The 16,168-nt window shown below is 69.6% G+C and carries 17 protein-coding genes and 1 other RNA gene; 7 read left to right on the top strand and 11 right to left on the bottom strand.

From position 1 onward, the window contains the following. Positions 1-165: 165 nt before the first annotated feature. The 3 genes from ACYQ1K_RS16415 to ACYQ1K_RS16405 form a co-directional block, all read right to left on the bottom strand. A complete protein-coding gene (locus ACYQ1K_RS16415) occupies positions 166-1,587 on the bottom strand; it encodes an AAA family ATPase (protein ID WP_459984193.1) in 1,422 nt (473 codons plus the stop codon). Continuing rightward, positions 1,584-2,144 carry a hypothetical protein gene (locus ACYQ1K_RS16410; protein WP_459984192.1) on the bottom strand — a complete coding sequence of 187 codons (561 nt, stop codon included), beginning with the start codon at positions 2,142-2,144 and terminating at the stop codon, positions 1,584-1,586. The genes ACYQ1K_RS16415 and ACYQ1K_RS16410 overlap by 4 nt, the downstream gene beginning before the upstream one ends. Before the next feature lie 82 nt (positions 2,145-2,226). After that, on the bottom strand, positions 2,227-2,409 hold the full coding sequence (locus tag ACYQ1K_RS16405; RefSeq protein WP_459984191.1) for a helix-turn-helix domain-containing protein: 183 nt from the start codon (positions 2,407-2,409) through the stop codon (positions 2,227-2,229). A gap of 92 nt (positions 2,410-2,501) precedes the next feature. Between ACYQ1K_RS16405 and ACYQ1K_RS16400 the strand changes: the two genes are divergently transcribed. Next, complete coding sequence (locus tag ACYQ1K_RS16400) at positions 2,502-3,311, top strand: hypothetical protein (RefSeq protein WP_459984190.1); 810 nt, start codon at positions 2,502-2,504, stop codon at positions 3,309-3,311. Next, on the top strand, positions 3,312-4,547 hold the full coding sequence (locus ACYQ1K_RS16395; RefSeq protein WP_459984189.1) for a tyrosine-type recombinase/integrase: 1,236 nt from the start codon (positions 3,312-3,314) through the stop codon (positions 4,545-4,547). A gap of 32 nt (positions 4,548-4,579) precedes the next feature. Here ACYQ1K_RS16395 and rnpB read toward each other — a convergent pair. Further along, an RNA gene (rnpB, locus tag ACYQ1K_RS16390) (RNase P RNA component class A) lies at positions 4,580-4,947 on the bottom strand. A 41-nt stretch (positions 4,948-4,988) separates the two neighbouring features. Between rnpB and ACYQ1K_RS16385 the strand changes: the two genes are divergently transcribed. From ACYQ1K_RS16385 to ACYQ1K_RS16375, 3 genes are read left to right on the top strand one after another with little or no spacing between them, the layout of a single operon-like run. Then, positions 4,989-5,531 carry a dihydrofolate reductase family protein gene (locus ACYQ1K_RS16385; RefSeq protein WP_459984188.1) on the top strand — a complete coding sequence of 181 codons (543 nt, stop codon included), beginning with the start codon at positions 4,989-4,991 and terminating at the stop codon, positions 5,529-5,531. 49 nt (positions 5,532-5,580) lie between these two features. Then, the gene (locus ACYQ1K_RS16380) at positions 5,581-6,009 is read left to right on the top strand and encodes a tetratricopeptide repeat protein (RefSeq protein WP_459984187.1); all 429 of its coding nucleotides are present in this window, start codon (positions 5,581-5,583) and stop codon (positions 6,007-6,009) included. Positions 6,010-6,019: 10 nt separating this feature from the next. Then, entirely contained in the window at positions 6,020-6,220 is a 201-nt protein-coding gene (locus tag ACYQ1K_RS16375; RefSeq protein WP_459984186.1) for an SPOR domain-containing protein, read from the top strand. A gap of 135 nt (positions 6,221-6,355) precedes the next feature. Here ACYQ1K_RS16375 and ACYQ1K_RS16370 read toward each other — a convergent pair whose 3' ends face one another. The 6 genes from ACYQ1K_RS16370 to panB form a co-directional block, all read right to left on the bottom strand. After that, the gene (locus tag ACYQ1K_RS16370; protein ID WP_459984185.1) at positions 6,356-6,973 is read right to left on the bottom strand and encodes a response regulator; all 618 of its coding nucleotides are present in this window, start codon (positions 6,971-6,973) and stop codon (positions 6,356-6,358) included. Beyond that, the gene (locus tag ACYQ1K_RS16365) at positions 6,970-8,091 is read right to left on the bottom strand and encodes a sensor histidine kinase (RefSeq protein WP_459984184.1); all 1,122 of its coding nucleotides are present in this window, start codon (positions 8,089-8,091) and stop codon (positions 6,970-6,972) included. Before ACYQ1K_RS16365 ends, ACYQ1K_RS16370 begins: the two co-directional genes overlap by 4 nt. A 26-nt stretch (positions 8,092-8,117) precedes the next feature. Further along, entirely contained in the window at positions 8,118-8,900 is a 783-nt protein-coding gene (locus tag ACYQ1K_RS16360) for an ABC transporter permease (RefSeq protein ID WP_459984183.1), read from the bottom strand. Next, entirely contained in the window at positions 8,897-9,859 is a 963-nt protein-coding gene (locus tag ACYQ1K_RS16355; RefSeq protein ID WP_459984182.1) for an ABC transporter ATP-binding protein, read from the bottom strand. The genes ACYQ1K_RS16360 and ACYQ1K_RS16355 overlap by 4 nt, the downstream gene beginning before the upstream one ends. 149 nt (positions 9,860-10,008) lie before the next feature. Then, positions 10,009-11,139 (bottom strand): PQQ-dependent sugar dehydrogenase, encoded by a 1,131-nt coding sequence (locus tag ACYQ1K_RS16350; protein WP_459984181.1) that lies wholly within the window; start codon positions 11,137-11,139, stop codon positions 10,009-10,011. Between the two features lie 50 nt (positions 11,140-11,189). Further along, positions 11,190-12,038, bottom strand: coding sequence for a 3-methyl-2-oxobutanoate hydroxymethyltransferase (gene panB, locus ACYQ1K_RS16345; RefSeq protein WP_459984180.1), 849 nt, complete (start codon positions 12,036-12,038; stop codon positions 11,190-11,192). A gap of 127 nt (positions 12,039-12,165) precedes the next feature. On the opposite strand from panB, the gene ACYQ1K_RS16340 reads away from it, so the two are divergent. After that, positions 12,166-14,214 carry an NAD(+) synthase gene (locus ACYQ1K_RS16340; RefSeq protein WP_459984179.1) on the top strand — a complete coding sequence of 683 codons (2,049 nt, stop codon included), beginning with the start codon at positions 12,166-12,168 and terminating at the stop codon, positions 14,212-14,214. A gap of 21 nt (positions 14,215-14,235) precedes the next feature. On the opposite strand, the gene ACYQ1K_RS16335 is transcribed toward ACYQ1K_RS16340, so the two are convergent. After that, positions 14,236-14,694, bottom strand: a complete 459-nt coding sequence (locus ACYQ1K_RS16335; RefSeq protein ID WP_459984178.1) for a hypothetical protein — start codon at positions 14,692-14,694, stop codon at positions 14,236-14,238. Positions 14,695-14,821: 127 nt separating this feature from the next. Between ACYQ1K_RS16335 and ACYQ1K_RS16330 the strand changes: the two genes are divergently transcribed. After that, entirely contained in the window at positions 14,822-16,159 is a 1,338-nt protein-coding gene (locus ACYQ1K_RS16330; protein WP_459984177.1) for a glutamine synthetase family protein, read from the top strand. The last annotated feature ends 9 nt before the right edge of the window (positions 16,160-16,168 follow it).

The following is a 16,168-nucleotide window of genomic DNA, read 5'->3' as shown; positions in this document are numbered from 1 at the left end:
TCGGCTCGACCTCTGGTGTGGGCTTGAGCAGCACGCCATCGGGCCGAGGCTGCTGGGGTCGTGGTGCACGTACGCACCAGGTCAAGTGCGGTACGCGTACGAGTCCGTCGGCCTCGCCGGCCGGTGAGGCGCACATGCGGCAGCGCGACGGCCAGACCCAGGCGCTCATTCCGCACCGCCTTCGTCGACGCCGAGGCGGGCCAGCACGGTTCGCTGCTCGTCGCTGAAGCTCGTCAGATCGAGCTTGTTTCGTGTCTCTGTCTCATGTGTCTCACTCCCTAAGGGTCGTGAGACTGGTGAGACTCCGTGAGACACAGGTGAGACCGAGTGAGACTCCTGCAGGTCGGAAGGCGATTGAGGCAAGCGAGACCCCTCGGGACTTATGAGACCCGCGGCCTCGTAGATCGGGCGGGCCTGAGACCCCTTTTTCATGACATGGCCACGGGCGACGAGCGCGTTGAGCGCGCGGTGGTACGTCGCCTTGGGCAGGCCGGACGTCGGCATCAGCTCACTTGTCGAGGCGCACCCCTCAGGGAAGCTGCGAAGCGTCATAAGCAGCTTGACCTCGGACTCTGCAGGCTGATCGGTCGGCTCAGGCTTGGCGGCCGGGGACAGCACGAGCGAGTCGCCCACCGGCCAGGCCTGGAGGTTCACCGTGAAGCCGTCGGGCCCGTCCTTCATCTTCGTGAGCTCGAGCTCCAGGCGAGGACCCTCGCGCCGCGCGTGCCAGACGAAGTCCGCGTCGTCCTCGATGCCGGAGTAGCCGCGGCTGTCGGAGTCGCCCTTGTCAGTGTGAGCGACCACGAGCACGGTTCCGTCGGCCGTGGCGTGCTTGATGCGGTCGAGGTTGTCGACGACCGCACCCATCTCCGAGCCATTGCCGTCGGCAGCGCCAGAGACTCGGCGCAGCGTGTCGACGATGACGAGGCCGTAGCCGCGCGCGTCGACGTGCTCGAGGAGGTGATCGAAAGCCGGCCCCGGACGATGCAGGTTGAGTGCCGCCTGACGCACGGTGAACCACTTCGTATCGACGCGCACCTGGTTGCGGGCCTCCCAGGCCGCGAGGCGGTCTCGCAGGCCCCAGGCGCCTTCACCGGCGATGTAGAGCACGGGCACATGAGCGGCCGGCGCCTGGTTCCAGAAGCGGCCGCCGACCGCCAGGGTCAGCGCCCAATCGAGCGCTACGAAGGACTTGTAGCTCTGGTCCCTGCCACGCAGTACGCCGTACGCGTGCCGCGGCAGCACGCCGGGGATCAGCGCCTCAGGCATCGCCAGGTCGTCGAGGGCATCGCGGTCGAGGTAGAGCGAGTCCAGGTCGTCGACACGTTCGCGTTCGGCATCGACGCGACGACGAGCCTCCTCGAGCGTCTTGATGCGCTCGACCTGCTCGAGGATCTTGTCCTCGGCCAGCGCCTCCTCATATGAATCGCGGACCTTCTGAGATTCGGCGATCCACTCGGCAACCGAGGGCATTCGCGCAGGATCTGCCTCCGCGTCGACCAGGCCGGCGCGTAGCGCGAGCTCACGGACCTCGGCGGTCAGCCCAGGCGGCACGGTGAAGGTCTCGGGGCGTTCGTCGATCGTCACGCCGGCACCTCCCACCACTCGTGGGCTTCCCACTGGACGAGGCGCTCGCGCTGCTGGTGACCGCTCCAGCGGACTTCGAAGTCTTCGCAGTGGCCTATGGCGCAGCCGGTGCACCGAAAGCACGACGTGCAGATGCGGTCACCACGCAGGCAACGGTGACAACCGCGGCAGTGGTACTCCTCAGTACAAGTCAGCAGGTGTCGCTCGAGCGGAGTCAGGTGGGTGCGATCGTTGATCTCCTGGCAGATCCGGCAGCCGTCGTCCTCGACGTACGACTCCCACAGGTCGCCAGCGAGCTCGTCGGCCCACTCCTCACCGTCGTACCAGCTGCCATCAGGCAGCTTGTCGCGGTACTTCCTGGTCGCCGGTGCGATCGGCTCCTGCCAGATGTCGATGCCGTACGGTCCGCACTCGTCGAAGTGCTGAAGGCAGCACTCCGCGCAGCCGTGGATCGGACACGCTTCAGGCGATCGATGCCAGCTGTGCCGGCAGTCGCCGGTTACGCTTGGCCTGTTCTCCTGAGCTGCAAGGCCTGCCGCTGCTGAGAATTCCGCCACCTCACCGGTCCAGCACCCGACGGGGCGGCGTTCTCGTCTCTCATCCGTCATCGCGACCTCGCGGTTGGCATCGCTCGGGCGTTCACGCGGTGGCTGCCTCGCGAGCCCGCGCGACGAACGCCTCGACGTCCTGACGGGCGTACAGCACGCGGCGGCCGATCTTGAACGAGGCAGGCCCAGTGCGAACGTGGCGCCAGTAGCGCACAGTCTCCGGCGACGTACGAAGCAGCTCCGCGACCTCTTCGGTGGTCAGATACTCAGCCATCCCAGCGGCTCCTCTCCTTGGTGTTGATCACCTTGAGAAGGAGTGTGATAGGGCATTGACACCTAGGTCTATCTGCTGGTTATCTACAACCTATGACACCAGCGACGCAAGCAGAGCTCTATCTGCACCGGGGCTACCGGATCATCCGTCCCCGTGACGCGGTCGGGCGTGAGGGCCACGTCGTGTGGACGGCGGTCTGGGACAGCAGCGCGCCGGCGCGTCCGTCGGTCGACGAACTGCTGCCGGACTACTCCTCACTCGCGAGCGCCACTGACGACGAAGCCGCAGAGTTCGTCGCCCGATGGGGGATCCCTGAGCTCAGCAACATGGTGGACCAGAACGAGAAGCCACTTGATTGGGAGCGAGTGGACCTCGAAGGCGCGGGGCGGGTGCCGGTCTCGCGCATACGGGAGCACGCGCTGGCGGTCGCCGCTGCTCGTCGCATCGGCGCGGCACTGGCCGCAAAGCGGCTCGGTGATCCCGCCGACTGGAAGCACGTCGCCTACCTGCTCAACCCAGCCAAGCGCACACCGGGGCTGATGCCCCCGCGCATGATCGACGAGCTGGGGACGAGCTGGCAGGCGGAGCGGGAGCACTTCGGGGCAGTCCTCTCAGATGCGCTGCGCGGAGCCGGCGTCGCCACAGCGGCGAACTGGCTCGACCAGGACCGCCTGACTCTGACGCCGACAGCGCAAGGCCTAGTGGGAGTCGTCATGCTCCTCGTCGCCCGCGAAGTCGGCTCTGGCCGAGAGTTCACCTGCAGCAGCTGCCAGGCGCCCGTCGTACGTCGACGCGCGCCGCTCGAGGGCGAGAGCGTCTACTGCGACCGTCCGGAGTGCAAGCGCGAGCAACGGCGCCGGAACCAAGCCGCGTGGCGCCGGGCCAGAAGGGCAGGCAAGTAGATGGCGAACACAGCGAGCTCGCAAAGCGTCACCGACCTATGGGAGCACGTCGACCGCAAGACGGGGGAGCGGGTGCGCACGGCGCGCTACGGTGTCGGAAACCGCTACCGGGCGCGCTACCGCGACACATCCGGCCGGGAGCACTCGAAGACGTTTCCCGACAAGGCCAAGCGTGCCGCCCGCGACTGGCTCGCGGAGGTCACAGCGTCAGTGGTCACAGGGCAGTACGTCGACCCGAAGGCGGGGTCGATCACCTTCCAGGCCTACGCCGAGCAATGGCGGGCGGCACAGGTGCACCGACCGTCGAGCGCCGATCACGTCAAGACGATGCTCCACCGGCACGTCTACCCACGGCTCGGCTCGATGCCGCTGTCGACGATCGCACCCACCGAGATCCAGGCGCTCGTGAAGTACCTCGCGACTGGCGACCCGAAGGCCAAGCGGCAACCGCTGGCGCCCTCGACCATCGGCGTCGTGCACGGCATCGTCGCGGGCATCTTCCGCGCCGCGATCCGCGACAAGCGGCTGACAGCGAGCCCATGCGACGGCACGAGGCTGCCGAAGCAGCACAAGACCCGCGTTCAGCCGCTGGCGCTCGAGCAGGTCGAAACCCTGCTGGCAAACGTCCCGCCAGAGCTGCGGGCGTTCGTGGTCGTCGCCGCCGGCACCGGCATGCGCCAGGGCGAGCTGCTAGGGCTGACCCGCGATCGGCTCCGGCTGCTCGGGACCAACCCCATCGCAACCGTCGACCGCCAGCTCGTCACAAGGCCGGGGCGGGTGACCGAGTTTGGACCGCCGAAGACGGCAGCGTCGGTGCGAGACATCCCGCTGCCCCGCATCGTCGTCGACGCGCTGAACGAGCACCTGGCGGCGTACGCCGTGCCTGCTGACGGCCTCGTCTTCACGCTCAACGGTCGGGGGATCACCCGTCAGGAGTTCAGCAGAGCGTTCAGGCCGGCGGCCAGGGCGGCGAAGCTGACGGCCGCTACCGGCACCGGCGTGCATGCGCTGCGGCACTACTACGCCTCGAGCTTGATCCGGTACGGCGAGAGCGTGAAGACCGTCCAGGCTCGCCTCGGGCACGCCTCGGCGGCCGAGACGCTGGACACCTACTCGCACCTATGGCCGGACTCTGACGAGCGGACCCGCGAGGCCCTCGACAACGCGCTAGGCGGCCTCTCTGTGCCGCAGCCGGAGCGGAATGCGGCACAGATGCGGCATGGAGGCGCGCAGTGATGACCGTTTTCGCAGCTCAGAACCCGATTGTCGTGACGGGCTGGCCTGTAAGCCGGGTTCTGTCCTCCGAAGAGGGGCGACCATCCATCTCGGACCACCGTTGCCGGCGGCCTCCAGCGGTCTACCCGGATGCTCGGGCGGGCCGCCCTCGGACGCATCCTGTCTGACCTTGCTCCAGGTGGGGTTTACCTAGCCGTCCCAGTCACCTGGGGCGCTGGTGGTCTCTTACACCACCGTTTCACCATCACCGCGCCCGGAGGCGCGGCTGTCTGTTCTCTGTGGCACTGTCCCGCGGGTTTCCCCGGGTGGGTGTTGCCCACCACCTTTGCCCTGTGGAGCCCGGACTTTCCTCGACGCCTCCCTTTCGTGTGGAAGGCGACGCGGTCGCCCGGCCAGCCCGTCACGCGTCAGCAACCCTATCGGAGTGGCAGGATCGCCCGCATGGCCAGCATCCGTGCGCACGAGTTCATCTCCCTCGACGGCGTCTTCGAGTCGCCCAGCTGGACCATGGAGTTCGGCTTCGACCCGAAGATGGGCGAGGCCATCGGCACGCTCACCGGCGACGCCGAGGCGATCCTGCTCGGGCGGACGACGTACGAGATGTTCGCGCCCGCATGGCGCGACCGGACGGCCGAGGACGACCCGGGTGCGCCCTTCTTCAACGACACCGAGAAGGTCGTCGTGGGCAGCCGGCCGCTGACCGAGGAGTGGGCGCACACGACCGTGCTCGGGGCGTACGACGCCGAACGGCTGCACGAGCTCAAGCGGTCGCGCCCGGGGTCGATCTACGTCTCCGGAAGCGGGCGCCTCGTGCGCGGACTGATCGCCGACGGGCTGCTCGATGAGCTGCACCTGTTCGTCTACCCGATCGCGCTCGGTTCGGGCGAGCGGCTCTTCGGTGACAGCCGGATCGTCCTGGAGCTGCGCGACACGGAGGTCTACGACAACGGGGTCCAGCACCTGACGCTCGTCCCGAAAGGCTGAGCCCAACACCGGCAGGGAATGAGGCGGACATGAGATTCGTTCTCAAGTCATGACCGACAACGACTTCGAGCTCACCGCCCCGGCGATCGTCTTCCCCGGCATGCGGCAGCCGGAGTCGGCGTACCGCGTCGCCTATGACCTGCTCGCCCGCCGGGCGCCGGTCGAGGCGCTCGAGGTCGTCGAGCCGGCCCTCGAGGAGGACCCGAAGAACACCGGCCTGCGGTGCTTGCGCGCGTGGGCCTACCTGCTGCGCGCCCAGCTGCAGAAGGCGGAGGCGGAGCTGCGCGACCTGGTCGAGGAGACCCCCGACGACGTCTGGTCGCGGCACGCGCTGGGCCGGGTGCTCGAACGGCAGAGCCGGCTCGAGGAGGCGCTGCCGCACCTCAAGCTGGCGGCCGTGATGAGCGGCGACATCGAGCATGAGCTCGCGATGCTGCGGGTGGAGCGGCTGCTGCTGACCAAGGGCGACAACCGGTAACTTCACACCTATGAGTGATGCTGACGGCGGCTTCTGGTTCTGTCTCACCCACCACACGGTCGAGGGCCCCGAGGGGTGCCCGAACAAGGACCGGCTCGGCCCCTACGCCACGCGCGCCGAGGCCGAGCGGGCCCTCGAGAAGGTCGAGGAGCGCAACGAGGCCTGGGAGCACGACCCCGACTGGAACGACGACGAGACAACCGAGAGTTGAGCCCTTTACTTTGTGACCCAGATCACGCGGAGGCGCGGTCCGGGAGGCGCATCTGCGCCCCACGGGCCGGGTACTTCGACTTCAGCCCCGCCGACTTACGCAGTTCGGCGGGGTTTTTGTTTGTCGCGAGGACCGTCAGAGCCAGCCGTTGCCCTCGGCAGTGAGCACCGCCTCGGCGCGGGTCGCGGCCCCGGTCTTGCCGATGGCCGCGGACAGGTGGTTGCGCACGGTGCCTTCGGAGAGGAAGAGCCGCTTCGCGATCGTCGCCACCGTCGCTCCGTCGCGCGCGGCCCGGAGCACCTCGGTCTCCCGGGGGGTGAGCGGCGACTCGCCGGCGACCAGGCTGTCGGTGGCGAGCTGGGGATCGACGACGCGCAGGCCGAGGTGGACCTTGCGAACGGCGTCCGCCAGCTCGGCAGCGGGCGTGTCCTTGACGACGAACCCGTCGGCGCCCGCCTGCAGCGCCCGACGCAGGAAGCCCGGCCGCCCGAAGGTCGTGACGATGAGCACCCGAGTGCGCGGCGACTTCGCCCGCACCAGCGCGGTCGCGGCGATGCCGTCCATCCCCGGCATCTCCACGTCGAGCAGCGCGACGTCGGGCCGGTGCTCGAGCACGGCCGGCAGCACGGCGTCGCCCGAGCCGACCTCCGCGACCACCTCGAGGTCCGGCTCGAGGCTGAGCAGTGCCGCGAGGGCACCGCGCACCAGCGCCTGGTCGTCGGCGAGCAGCAGCCGGATCGTCTTCTCGGTCATGCGTGCGTCACCTGGAGGCTGAAGCCCGGGTCGAGTGAGCGGGTCACGACGGTCGCACCGACCGCCGCGGAGCGCTCTCGCAGGCCCGTCAGGCCCGAGCCGTCGACGGCGGTCCCGGGTCGACCACGGCCGTCGTCGCGGATCTCGGCGCTGGTGGGCGTCAGGACGATCTCGCATGAGTGCGCACCCGAGTGGCGGATCACGTTGGTGACGCCTTCGCGCACCGTCCAGGCGAAGAGCTCGCGCAGCGCGGTCGGCACCTCCTCGGTGCTCTGCGGCACGTGTGCCTCGATCTCGGCGGCCCTCAGGGCGGCCCGGGCGCGCGCCAGCTCGCCGGGCAGGGTCATCTCACGGTAGCCGTCGACGGCGCGGCGCACGTCGGCGAGGGCGTCGCGCGAGAGCCGCTCGAGGTCGGCGAGCTCGGCCCGCGCGCGCCCGGGGTCGACGTCGAGCAGGCGCTGCGCCAGCTCCGCCTTCACCGTGATGACCGTGAGGGAGTGGCCGAGGATGTCGTGCAGGTCCCGAGCGAACCGGTTGCGCTCGTTGTCGACGGCGAGGCGGGCGTTCTCCTGCTCCGCGTGGACGAGGTCGACGTTGCGCCTGATGACGGTGCGCAGCCCGTAGACCGCGAGCGACGCCGCGACGATCCCGAACACAAGGCCGATCTGGCTGCCCCACTCGTGCGCGGCGCTGAGCCCCAGCGCAGCCGCGATGAGAGCCCCGACGATGGCGACGGCCAAACGGGCCGGGAGCGCCATCACGGCGGCGACGGCGATGTAGACCGTGCAGGCCAAGCCGGTCTCGCCGAGGCAGGCGATCATGACGGCGCCCAGGGCGATCAGGGCGCTCAGGTAGGGCAGCACGAACGAGAGCGGCGGGTCGATCGCGGCCCGGGTGCGGTCGGCGCGCATCCGGACCCAGAGGGTCATGTAGCCGACCGCGAAGGCCACCGTCGCCAGGATCCCGAGGATGCCTCGCAGCTCGTCTCGGTGCTCCCAGCCCTGGGCCAGGGGGTCGAGGAGGAAGAAGAGCCAGACTCCCGCAAACAGCGGACCCAGCCGGCCGACCTGCTGGCCGCGAGGGCCGGGGCGGCTGTCCTGGGTCTGCTGTTCGCTCACGGGCGGAAGGCTAGTCACCGCGACGCTCAGACCCGCGCCGTGTCCTTGCTCATCCGCCAGGCCGCGCCACCGACGAAGATCACGAACCAGACAACGGCGTTGACGACGGCATACCAGGGGAGCTCGTGCGTCAGGGGAGACCGAGCCACCTCGGAGACGCCGTACATCGGCGTCCAGTAGGCGACATCGCGCACCACCGCCGCGTAGGTGTTGATCGGGATGAAGACGCCGCCGAGGAAGGAGAGCAGAGCGAGTCCGGGGCCGAGGATCTGCATCGCGTTCTCGCTCGGCACCAGATAGCCCACGAACACCCCCAGGGCCGCGAACGTCAGCGTGCAGAAGAGCGTCACGACCGCGGCCGAGATCCACACGTGGAGCGGCATGTCGGCCTTGCCCTGGAGGATCCCGACGACGTTGACCGCGAGGATGGCGAGCGCGCCCATGCACAGCGCCACCAGTGCCTTCACGATGATGTAGGCGACCGGGTGGAGGGGTGTGAGCCGCAGCTGCCGCGACCAGCCGACCGCTCGCTCGAGCGCGACCATCGAGCCGGTCGCCGCGGCCGTGAGCGCCGCGCCGTAGAGGGCCATCGAGATCAGCAGGTACGCCGCCACGTTGCCCGACCCCGCCTTGTCCTGCCAGCCCTTCTGGTTGCCGACGGTCAGCAGCAGGGCGGCCGGTAGGACGAGCGTGAAGATGATGGTCCGGCGGTTGCGCAGCATGCGGAACAGTTCGATGCGCAGCAGCGTGCGGTTGAAGCCGCCCAGTCTCGGGACGCGGCGGGCGGGTACGTCGGTCGCGGTGCTCATCGTGCCGTCTCCATGCTCAGGTCGCTGGTGTCGTCGGTGTCGTCGGCTTCGTCTTCGGCGTCGTCGCCCGAGCCGGTGAGGCTGAGGAACGCGTCCTCGAGGTTCTTCGACGTGATCTCCAGGTCGCGCGCGGGCGTCTGCGTCAACAGGAATCGGGCGACCTCGTCGGAGTCCTTGGCGTGGATGAGGACCTGCTCACCACGGACGTCGACCTGGTCCACGCCCGGGAGCGCAGCCAGGGCGGCGTGGTCGGGCTCTCCGGCTGTCTGGGGCCACGTCGCCCGGACCGTGCGCCCGGAGGCCAGCGCCCGGATCTCGGCGCCGGTGCCGTCGGCCACGATCCGGCCCCGGCTGATGAGGACGATGCGGTCGGCGTACTGGTCGGCCTCCTCCAGGTAGTGCGTCGCGAACAGGACCGTGCGGCCCTTCTCGGCGTCCTGGCGGATGGCGCTCCAGAACGTACGCCGCCCCTCGACGTCCATGCCCGTCGTCGGCTCGTCGAGCAGCAGCAGCGCCGGGTCGGGCAGCAGCGCCATCGCGAACCGCAGGCGCTGCTGCTCGCCCCCTGAGCACTTGCCGACCTTGCGGTCCGCGATCGAGGTGATGCCGGCGTTGGCGATGGCCTCGTCGACCGGGAGCGTGTCGGCGAAGAGACTGGCGGTGTAGGCGACGGTCTCGCGGACGGTGAGGTCCTTGATGAGGCCGCCGGTCTGCATGACGGCCGAGACGAGGCCTTGGGCGATCGCCGTCCGCGGCGTCAGCCCGAGGACCTCCGCGGTGCCGCTCGTCGGGTGTGACAGCCCGAGGATCATGTCGATGGTCGTGGTCTTGCCGGCTCCGTTGGGACCCAGGAACGCCACGACCTCGCCCTGGGCGAGCTCGAGGTCGATCCCACGGACGGCCCGCACGGGCCCGAAGCTCTTCGTCACGCCGCGCAGGCGGACGGCAGGTGTGCTCATGGCACGAGCATCGCGCCTCGATGGGTCTGTTGGTTAGCGGTTCGGTCATGACCGCGGCGTGACATCTGTCAGGGGCGGCGCGAACCTCCCCGGGACGTCATGCGGCTGGTGGGAGCGGTTGCTCCGTCCGCATGACGCTACGCCGCAGGTCAGTGCGGGTGCACCCGCAGGATGACGTCGTCCCCGTTGCCGTTGTCGGTCGTGACGAGAAGGTCGCCGTTGGCGGCGACGACGGCCGTGCGGAGGCGGCCGTGCCCGGTCAGCTCGGTGCGCTCCCGGACGAAGCGGCCGGCGGAGTCGAAGCGGAGCATGATCAGCTTCTCGTGCTTGAGGGCGGCGACGGCGAGCCAGCCGCGGTAGCCCTTCCACTGGGGGAGGTTCGGCACGAACGTGCCGCCGCTGGTCGCGTCCGTCGTCGGACCGGAGGACCACGCGGCGTCGATCTGCTTGCCGGGCAGCGACTGGTCGGTCATGGGGACCGTCTCGTTGTAGCCGGGCACCGGGTTGTAGCCGTAGTCACCGCCCGCGACCAGACGGTTGACCTCGTCGTCGCGGTAGGTGCCTTGCTCCACCGACCACAGCGTCCCGTCGGCGCGCTGCGAGAGACCCTGCACGTTGCGGTGACCATAGGTGTAGATCAGCCGGGTGCGGGCGTTCGAGCTGGTGACGAACGGGTTGTGCCTCCACGGGCGACCGGTGAACCGGTTGAGGCGAAGCGTCTTGCCGCCCAGCGACGTGAGGCTGCGCGGGTTGGTGCCGGTCGCCGCGTCTCCGGTGCCGACCAGCAGCGAGCCGTCGCGGGCGATCAGCAGTCGGCAGCCGCCGTGTCGTCCGCTCGTCGAGGGCAGCCCGGAGACGAGCGTGCGGATCGGCCGGGCCTGGCGGAGGTGGCCGGTGAGCCTCCAGGCGATGACGCGCACGTCGTGGTGGGCGTTGGTGCCCCACCCCTGGCAGGTGTAGATCCGGCGAGTGTCCCGCCACCGCGGGTCGACCTCGAGGCCCATCAGGCCCGTCTCGCCGCTGGTCCAGATGTGCGCCCCGACCAGCGGGATCGTCCGACGGTGACCGTCGGTGACGACGCTCAGCCGGGCCCGTGTCCGCTCGGTGACGAGCAGCCGCCCCTTCGGGAGGGGCGCGACGTCCCAGGGGTGGTCGAGGCCGCGGGCGACCACGCTGACCGAGAGGCGGGGCGGCGTGGCTCCGGCCGGGCCGGAGGAGGTCGTGCAGGCGATGAGCGGCGCGAGCAGCATGGCGCCGAGGATCCCGAGAGCGGTCCGCATGGAGTTCACGTTACCCATGTCGACCGCTCCCGGTCTGCCCCGACTTTCGATCAGAACGTGTGCTCGGGCCCCGGGAACGCGCCGCTCTTCACGTCCTCGGTGTAGGAGCGCGCGGCCTCGAGCAGGACCGAGGCGACGTCGGCGTACTGCTTGACGAACCGCGGCACGCGGCCCGTGTTGAGGCCGAACGCGTCCTGCCACACCAGGACCTGGCCATCGGTCTCGTTGCCGGCGCCGATGCCGATGGTCGGGATGGTCAGCTCCTTGGTGACCCGGGCGGCCACGTCGCCGGGCACCATCTCGAGGACGACGGCGAAGGCGCCCGCACTCTCGACGGCGCGGGCGTCGGCCAGCAGCTGGTCGGCCGCGTCGCCGCGCCCCTGGACGCGGTAGCCGCCCAGCGCATGCTCGGACTGCGGCGTGAAGCCGATGTGGGCGCACACCGGGATGCCGCCCTTGGTGAGCCGCTCGATCTGGGGCGCCATCTCGACGCCGCCCTCGAGCTTCACGGCGGCCACCTCGGCCTCCTTCATGAGGCGTGCGGCGCTGAGGTAGGCCTGCTCCGGACTCGCCTGGTAGGTGCCGAACGGCAGGTCGCCGATCACCAGTGCGCGCGTGGCCCCACGCGTGACGCCGCGTGCCATCGTGATCATCTCGTCGAGGGTGACCGGGACGGTTGTGGAGTAGCCCAGCACCGTGTTGCCGCTCGAGTCACCCACCAGGAGCGTGTCGACACCCGCCTCGTCGAAGAGGCGGGCCGTCATGACGTCGTACGACGTCAGCATCGTGAACTTCTCGCCCGCGTCCTTCCACTGGCGCAGGTGGTGGGTGCGGACCTTCTTGACAGCCGGGGCGTTGCCTGGCGCACCGCCGTAGGGGGCAGCTTCCTCTGTGCTCATCGTCGAGCCTTTCGTGACATCTCGCGGCTCCCGAGTGGAGTCCACGGACCGCCATCCACGCTAGTCCGAGGACCGGTTCCCCGCTCTGTGGCGCTGGTCACGGTGCCGGGCTCCCTAGACTCGAGGCGTGGACTTCTACTCCGCCTACGCCCACGGGTTCGCGCGCGTCGCGGCCGTCACCATCCCGATCACCGTCGCCGACCCGGCCGCCAACGCGCGCAGCGTGATCGAGCAGGTGCACGAGTGCCACGACGAGGGCGTCGCGGTGGCGGTCTTCCCCGAGCTCTGCCTGTCGGGCTACTCGATCGACGACCTCTTCCTCCAGGACACGCTGCTGGCCGCGGTCGAGATCGCGATCGCCGAGATCGCAACGGCCACCGCGGACCTGCGGCCGGTCGTCGTGGTCGGCGCCCCGCTCGTCTACGGCAGCCGGGTGATCAACGCGGCTGTCGTCATCAGCGGCGGCGAGGTGCTCGGCGTGGTGCCGAAGTCCAACCTGCCGACCTACCGGGAGTTCTACGAGCGGCGCTGGTTCGCGCCGGGAGACGACATCGACGACGTCATCCTCCTCGGCGGCGTGGAGGTGCCGATCGGCCCGCGGCTGCTCTTCCGGGCGAGCGACCTGCGCGACCTGGTCGTGCACGTCGAGGTCTGCGAGGACATGTGGGTCCCGGTGCCCCCCAGCGCCGAGGCGGCGCTGGCGGGGGCGACCGTCCTGCTCAACCTCAGCGCCAGCCCGGTGACGGTCGGACGCAGCGAGAGCCGCCGGCAGCTGGTGCAGAGCAGCAGCCTGCGCTGCGCGGCGGCGTACGTCTACACCGCCGCGGGGCCGGGGGAGTCCTCGACCGACCTGTCCTGGGACGGGCAGACGATGGTCTACGAGATGGGCGACCTGCTGGGGGAGTCCGAGCGGTTCCCGGACGGACCGCGGCGCACGGTCGTCGACGTCGACCTCGGCCGCATCCGGGCCGAGCGCCTTCGGCAGGGGACCTTCGACGACAACCGGCGCGCGGTCGACGTCGACGACGAGTTCCAGATCGTCGACTTCACCCTGGACCCGCCGGAGGGCGACATCGGGCTGCGCCGCAAGATCGACCGGTTCCCCTTCGTGCCCGACGACGCCGACCGGCTCGCGCTGGACTGCTACGAGGCCTACAACATCCAGGTCTCCGGGCTGGAGCAACGGCTGCGGTCGATCCCGGGCGGCAACGGGCGCGGCCCGAAGATCGTCATCGGCGTCAGCGGCGGCCTCGACTCCACCCACGCGCTCATCGTCGCCGCCAACGCCATGGACCGTCTCGGGCGCCCGCGCAGCGACATCCTGGCGTTCACCCTGCCCGGCTTCGCGACCTCGGAGGAGACCAAGGGCAACGCCGTGGCGCTGATGCAGGCCCTCGGGACGACGTACGAGACCATCGACATCACCCCCGCGGCCCGCCAGATGCTGCACGACCTCGGCCATCCGTTCGCAGGCGGTGAGCCCGTCTACGACGTGACGTTCGAGAACGTCCAGGCGGGGCTGCGCACCGACTACCTGTTCCGCGCGGCCAACCAGCGGGGCGGGATCGTGCTCGGCACGGGGGACCTCTCCGAGCTGGCGCTCGGGTGGTGCACGTACGGCGTGGGCGACCAGATGTCGCACTACAACGTGAACGCCGGCGTGCCGAAGACGCTCATCCAGCACCTGATCCGCTGGGTGATCTCGACCGACCAGTTCGACGGCCGCACCGACGAGGTGCTGCAGACCATCCTGGACCAGGAGATCAGCCCGGAGCTCGTGCCCGTGGAGGCCGGTCAGAAGCCGCAGAGCACCGAGGCCACCGTCGGTCCCTACGCGCTGCAGGACTTCAACCTGTTCCACCTCGTGCGCGCTGGGATGCGGCCGAGCAAGATCGCCTTCCTGGCCTGGCACGCCTGGCGCGACACGACCGCCGGGCAGTGGCCCCCGGGGTATCCGGAGGCCAAGCACGTCTCCTACGACCTGGGGGAGATCCGGTCCTGGTTGGAGGTGTTCATCAAACGGTTCTTCGCCAACCAGTTCAAGCGCTCGGCGCTGCCCAACGGGCCGAAGGTCAGCAACGGCGGCACCATGAGCCCGCGCGGCGACTGGCGGATGCCGTCGGATGCATCCGCCGCCGCGTGGCTCTCCGAGCTGGAGCAGGTGCCGTTCTTCTAGCGCCTGTCGGAGGCTCGGGCCTCAGCCCTCCTTGTGGTGGTACTCCATCGACATGCGCGTGAACGCGAGCGTGCACAGGCACAGAGCCGCGGCCACGAGGCCCAGCTCGTTCATGGAGCGGATCGAGAACAGATCGACCGTGGCGATGGCGAACCACAGGGCGAGCAGCGCCCCGCCGATCCGTGGCGCGCCGAGCACGAGGATCGCGAGGACGATCTCGACGATGCCGCCCCACATCACGGCGTTGGAGGCGTCGCCCGGCACGATGTTGTTCACCCAGGTGGCGACGTAGGTCTCCCACGACCCGTTGAACATCCCGATGAGCTTGTCGAGCCCGAGCAGGAGCGGGAGCACGATGAAGGTGACCCAGAGGGTGAGGTAGGACTGGCGAGCGGCGCTGACACGGCTGATGGTGGCGATGTCGTGGACTTCGTCCCTCATGTCGTGGACCAGGTCGTGCCAGGCGTGGGTTGCAGCCATGACAGGATCCTTTCGATGACCTGAACCATGGGCCCACGCGGGCCGCGGGCCCACCTGCGATTGTATCCGCGCAGGGGTGTGGACAGCCACGTCAGAACCGTCGCCGGCGAACGCTAGGGTTCGGGTCATGGGCAAGCAAGAGGACTTCGTGCTCCGGGCGCTCGAGGAGCGCGACGTCAGGTTCGTCCGCCTGTGGTTCACCGACGTGCTGGGCTTCCTCAAGTCCGTCGCGGTGGCGCCGGCGGAGCTGGAGGCGGCGTTCGCCGAGGGCATCGGGTTCGACGGGTCCGCGATCGAGGGGTTCGCGCGCGTCTACGAGTCCGACATGCTCGCCAAGCCCGACCCGTCGACGTTCCAGATCCTGCCGTGGCGCAACCAGGGCCCGGCGACGGCGCGGATGTTCTGCGACATCGTCATGCCCGACGGCAGCCCGTCGTACGCAGATCCGCGCTTCGTGCTGAAGCGGACCCTGTCGAAGGCCGCTGAGAAGGGGTTCACCTTCTACACCCACCCGGAGATCGAGTTCTATCTCTTCAAGGACGCGCCCGTCGACGGGCAGCCGCCGGTGCCGGTGGACCAAAGCGGCTACTTCGACCACACCGCGCAGTCGATGGGCGCCGACTTCCGGCGGGAGGCGATCACCAACCTCGAGGCGATGGGGATCAGCGTGGAGTTCAGCCACCACGAGGGCGGGCCGGGCCAGCAGGAGATCGACCTGCGCTACGCCGACGCGCTCTCGACGGCCGACAACATCATGACCTTCCGCACCGTCATCCGCGAGGTCGCGCTGACCCAGGACATCTGGGCCTCCTTCATGCCCAAGCCGTTCACCGAGCACCCCGGCTCCGGCATGCACACCCACGTGAGCCTGTTCGAGGGCGACGTCAACGCGTTCTACGAGCCCGGCGCGGAGTACGGGCTGTCGAAGACCGGCCGCCAGTTCATCGCCGGCGTGCTCTCGCACGCGGCCGAGATCAGCGTCGTGACGAACCAGTGGGTCAACTCCTACAAGCGGCTCATCACGGGCAGCGAGGCGCCGACCCACGTCTCATGGGGTCACAACAACCGGTCCGCGATGGTCCGCGTGCCGATGTACAAGCCTCTGAAGGGCCAGTCCACCCGCGTCGAGGTCCGCACGATCGACGCCGCCTGCAACCCCTACCTCGCCTTCGCGGTCGTGCTAGCGGCGGGCATGAAGGGGATCGAGGAGGCCTACGACCTCCCGCGCGAGGCCGAGGACGACGTCTGGTCGCTCACCGACCGCGAGCGGCGCGCGCTCGGCCTCGACCCGCTGCCGACCAGCCTGGCCGAGGCGATCAAGCTCGCCGAGTCCTCCGAGCTGCTCGCCGAGACGCTCGGTGAGCACGTCTTCGACTTCTTCCTGCGCAACAAGCGCGCGGAGTGGGAGGACTACCGCGCGGTGGTCTCCGCCTTCGAGCGCGACCGCATGCTGCCGGTCCTGTGACGCTGCGGG

This window comes from Nocardioides sp. AN3, from assembly GCF_054653495.1.
Note: the sequence above shows the minus strand (reverse complement) of the source record. Positions and strands in the feature narration are given on the sequence as shown.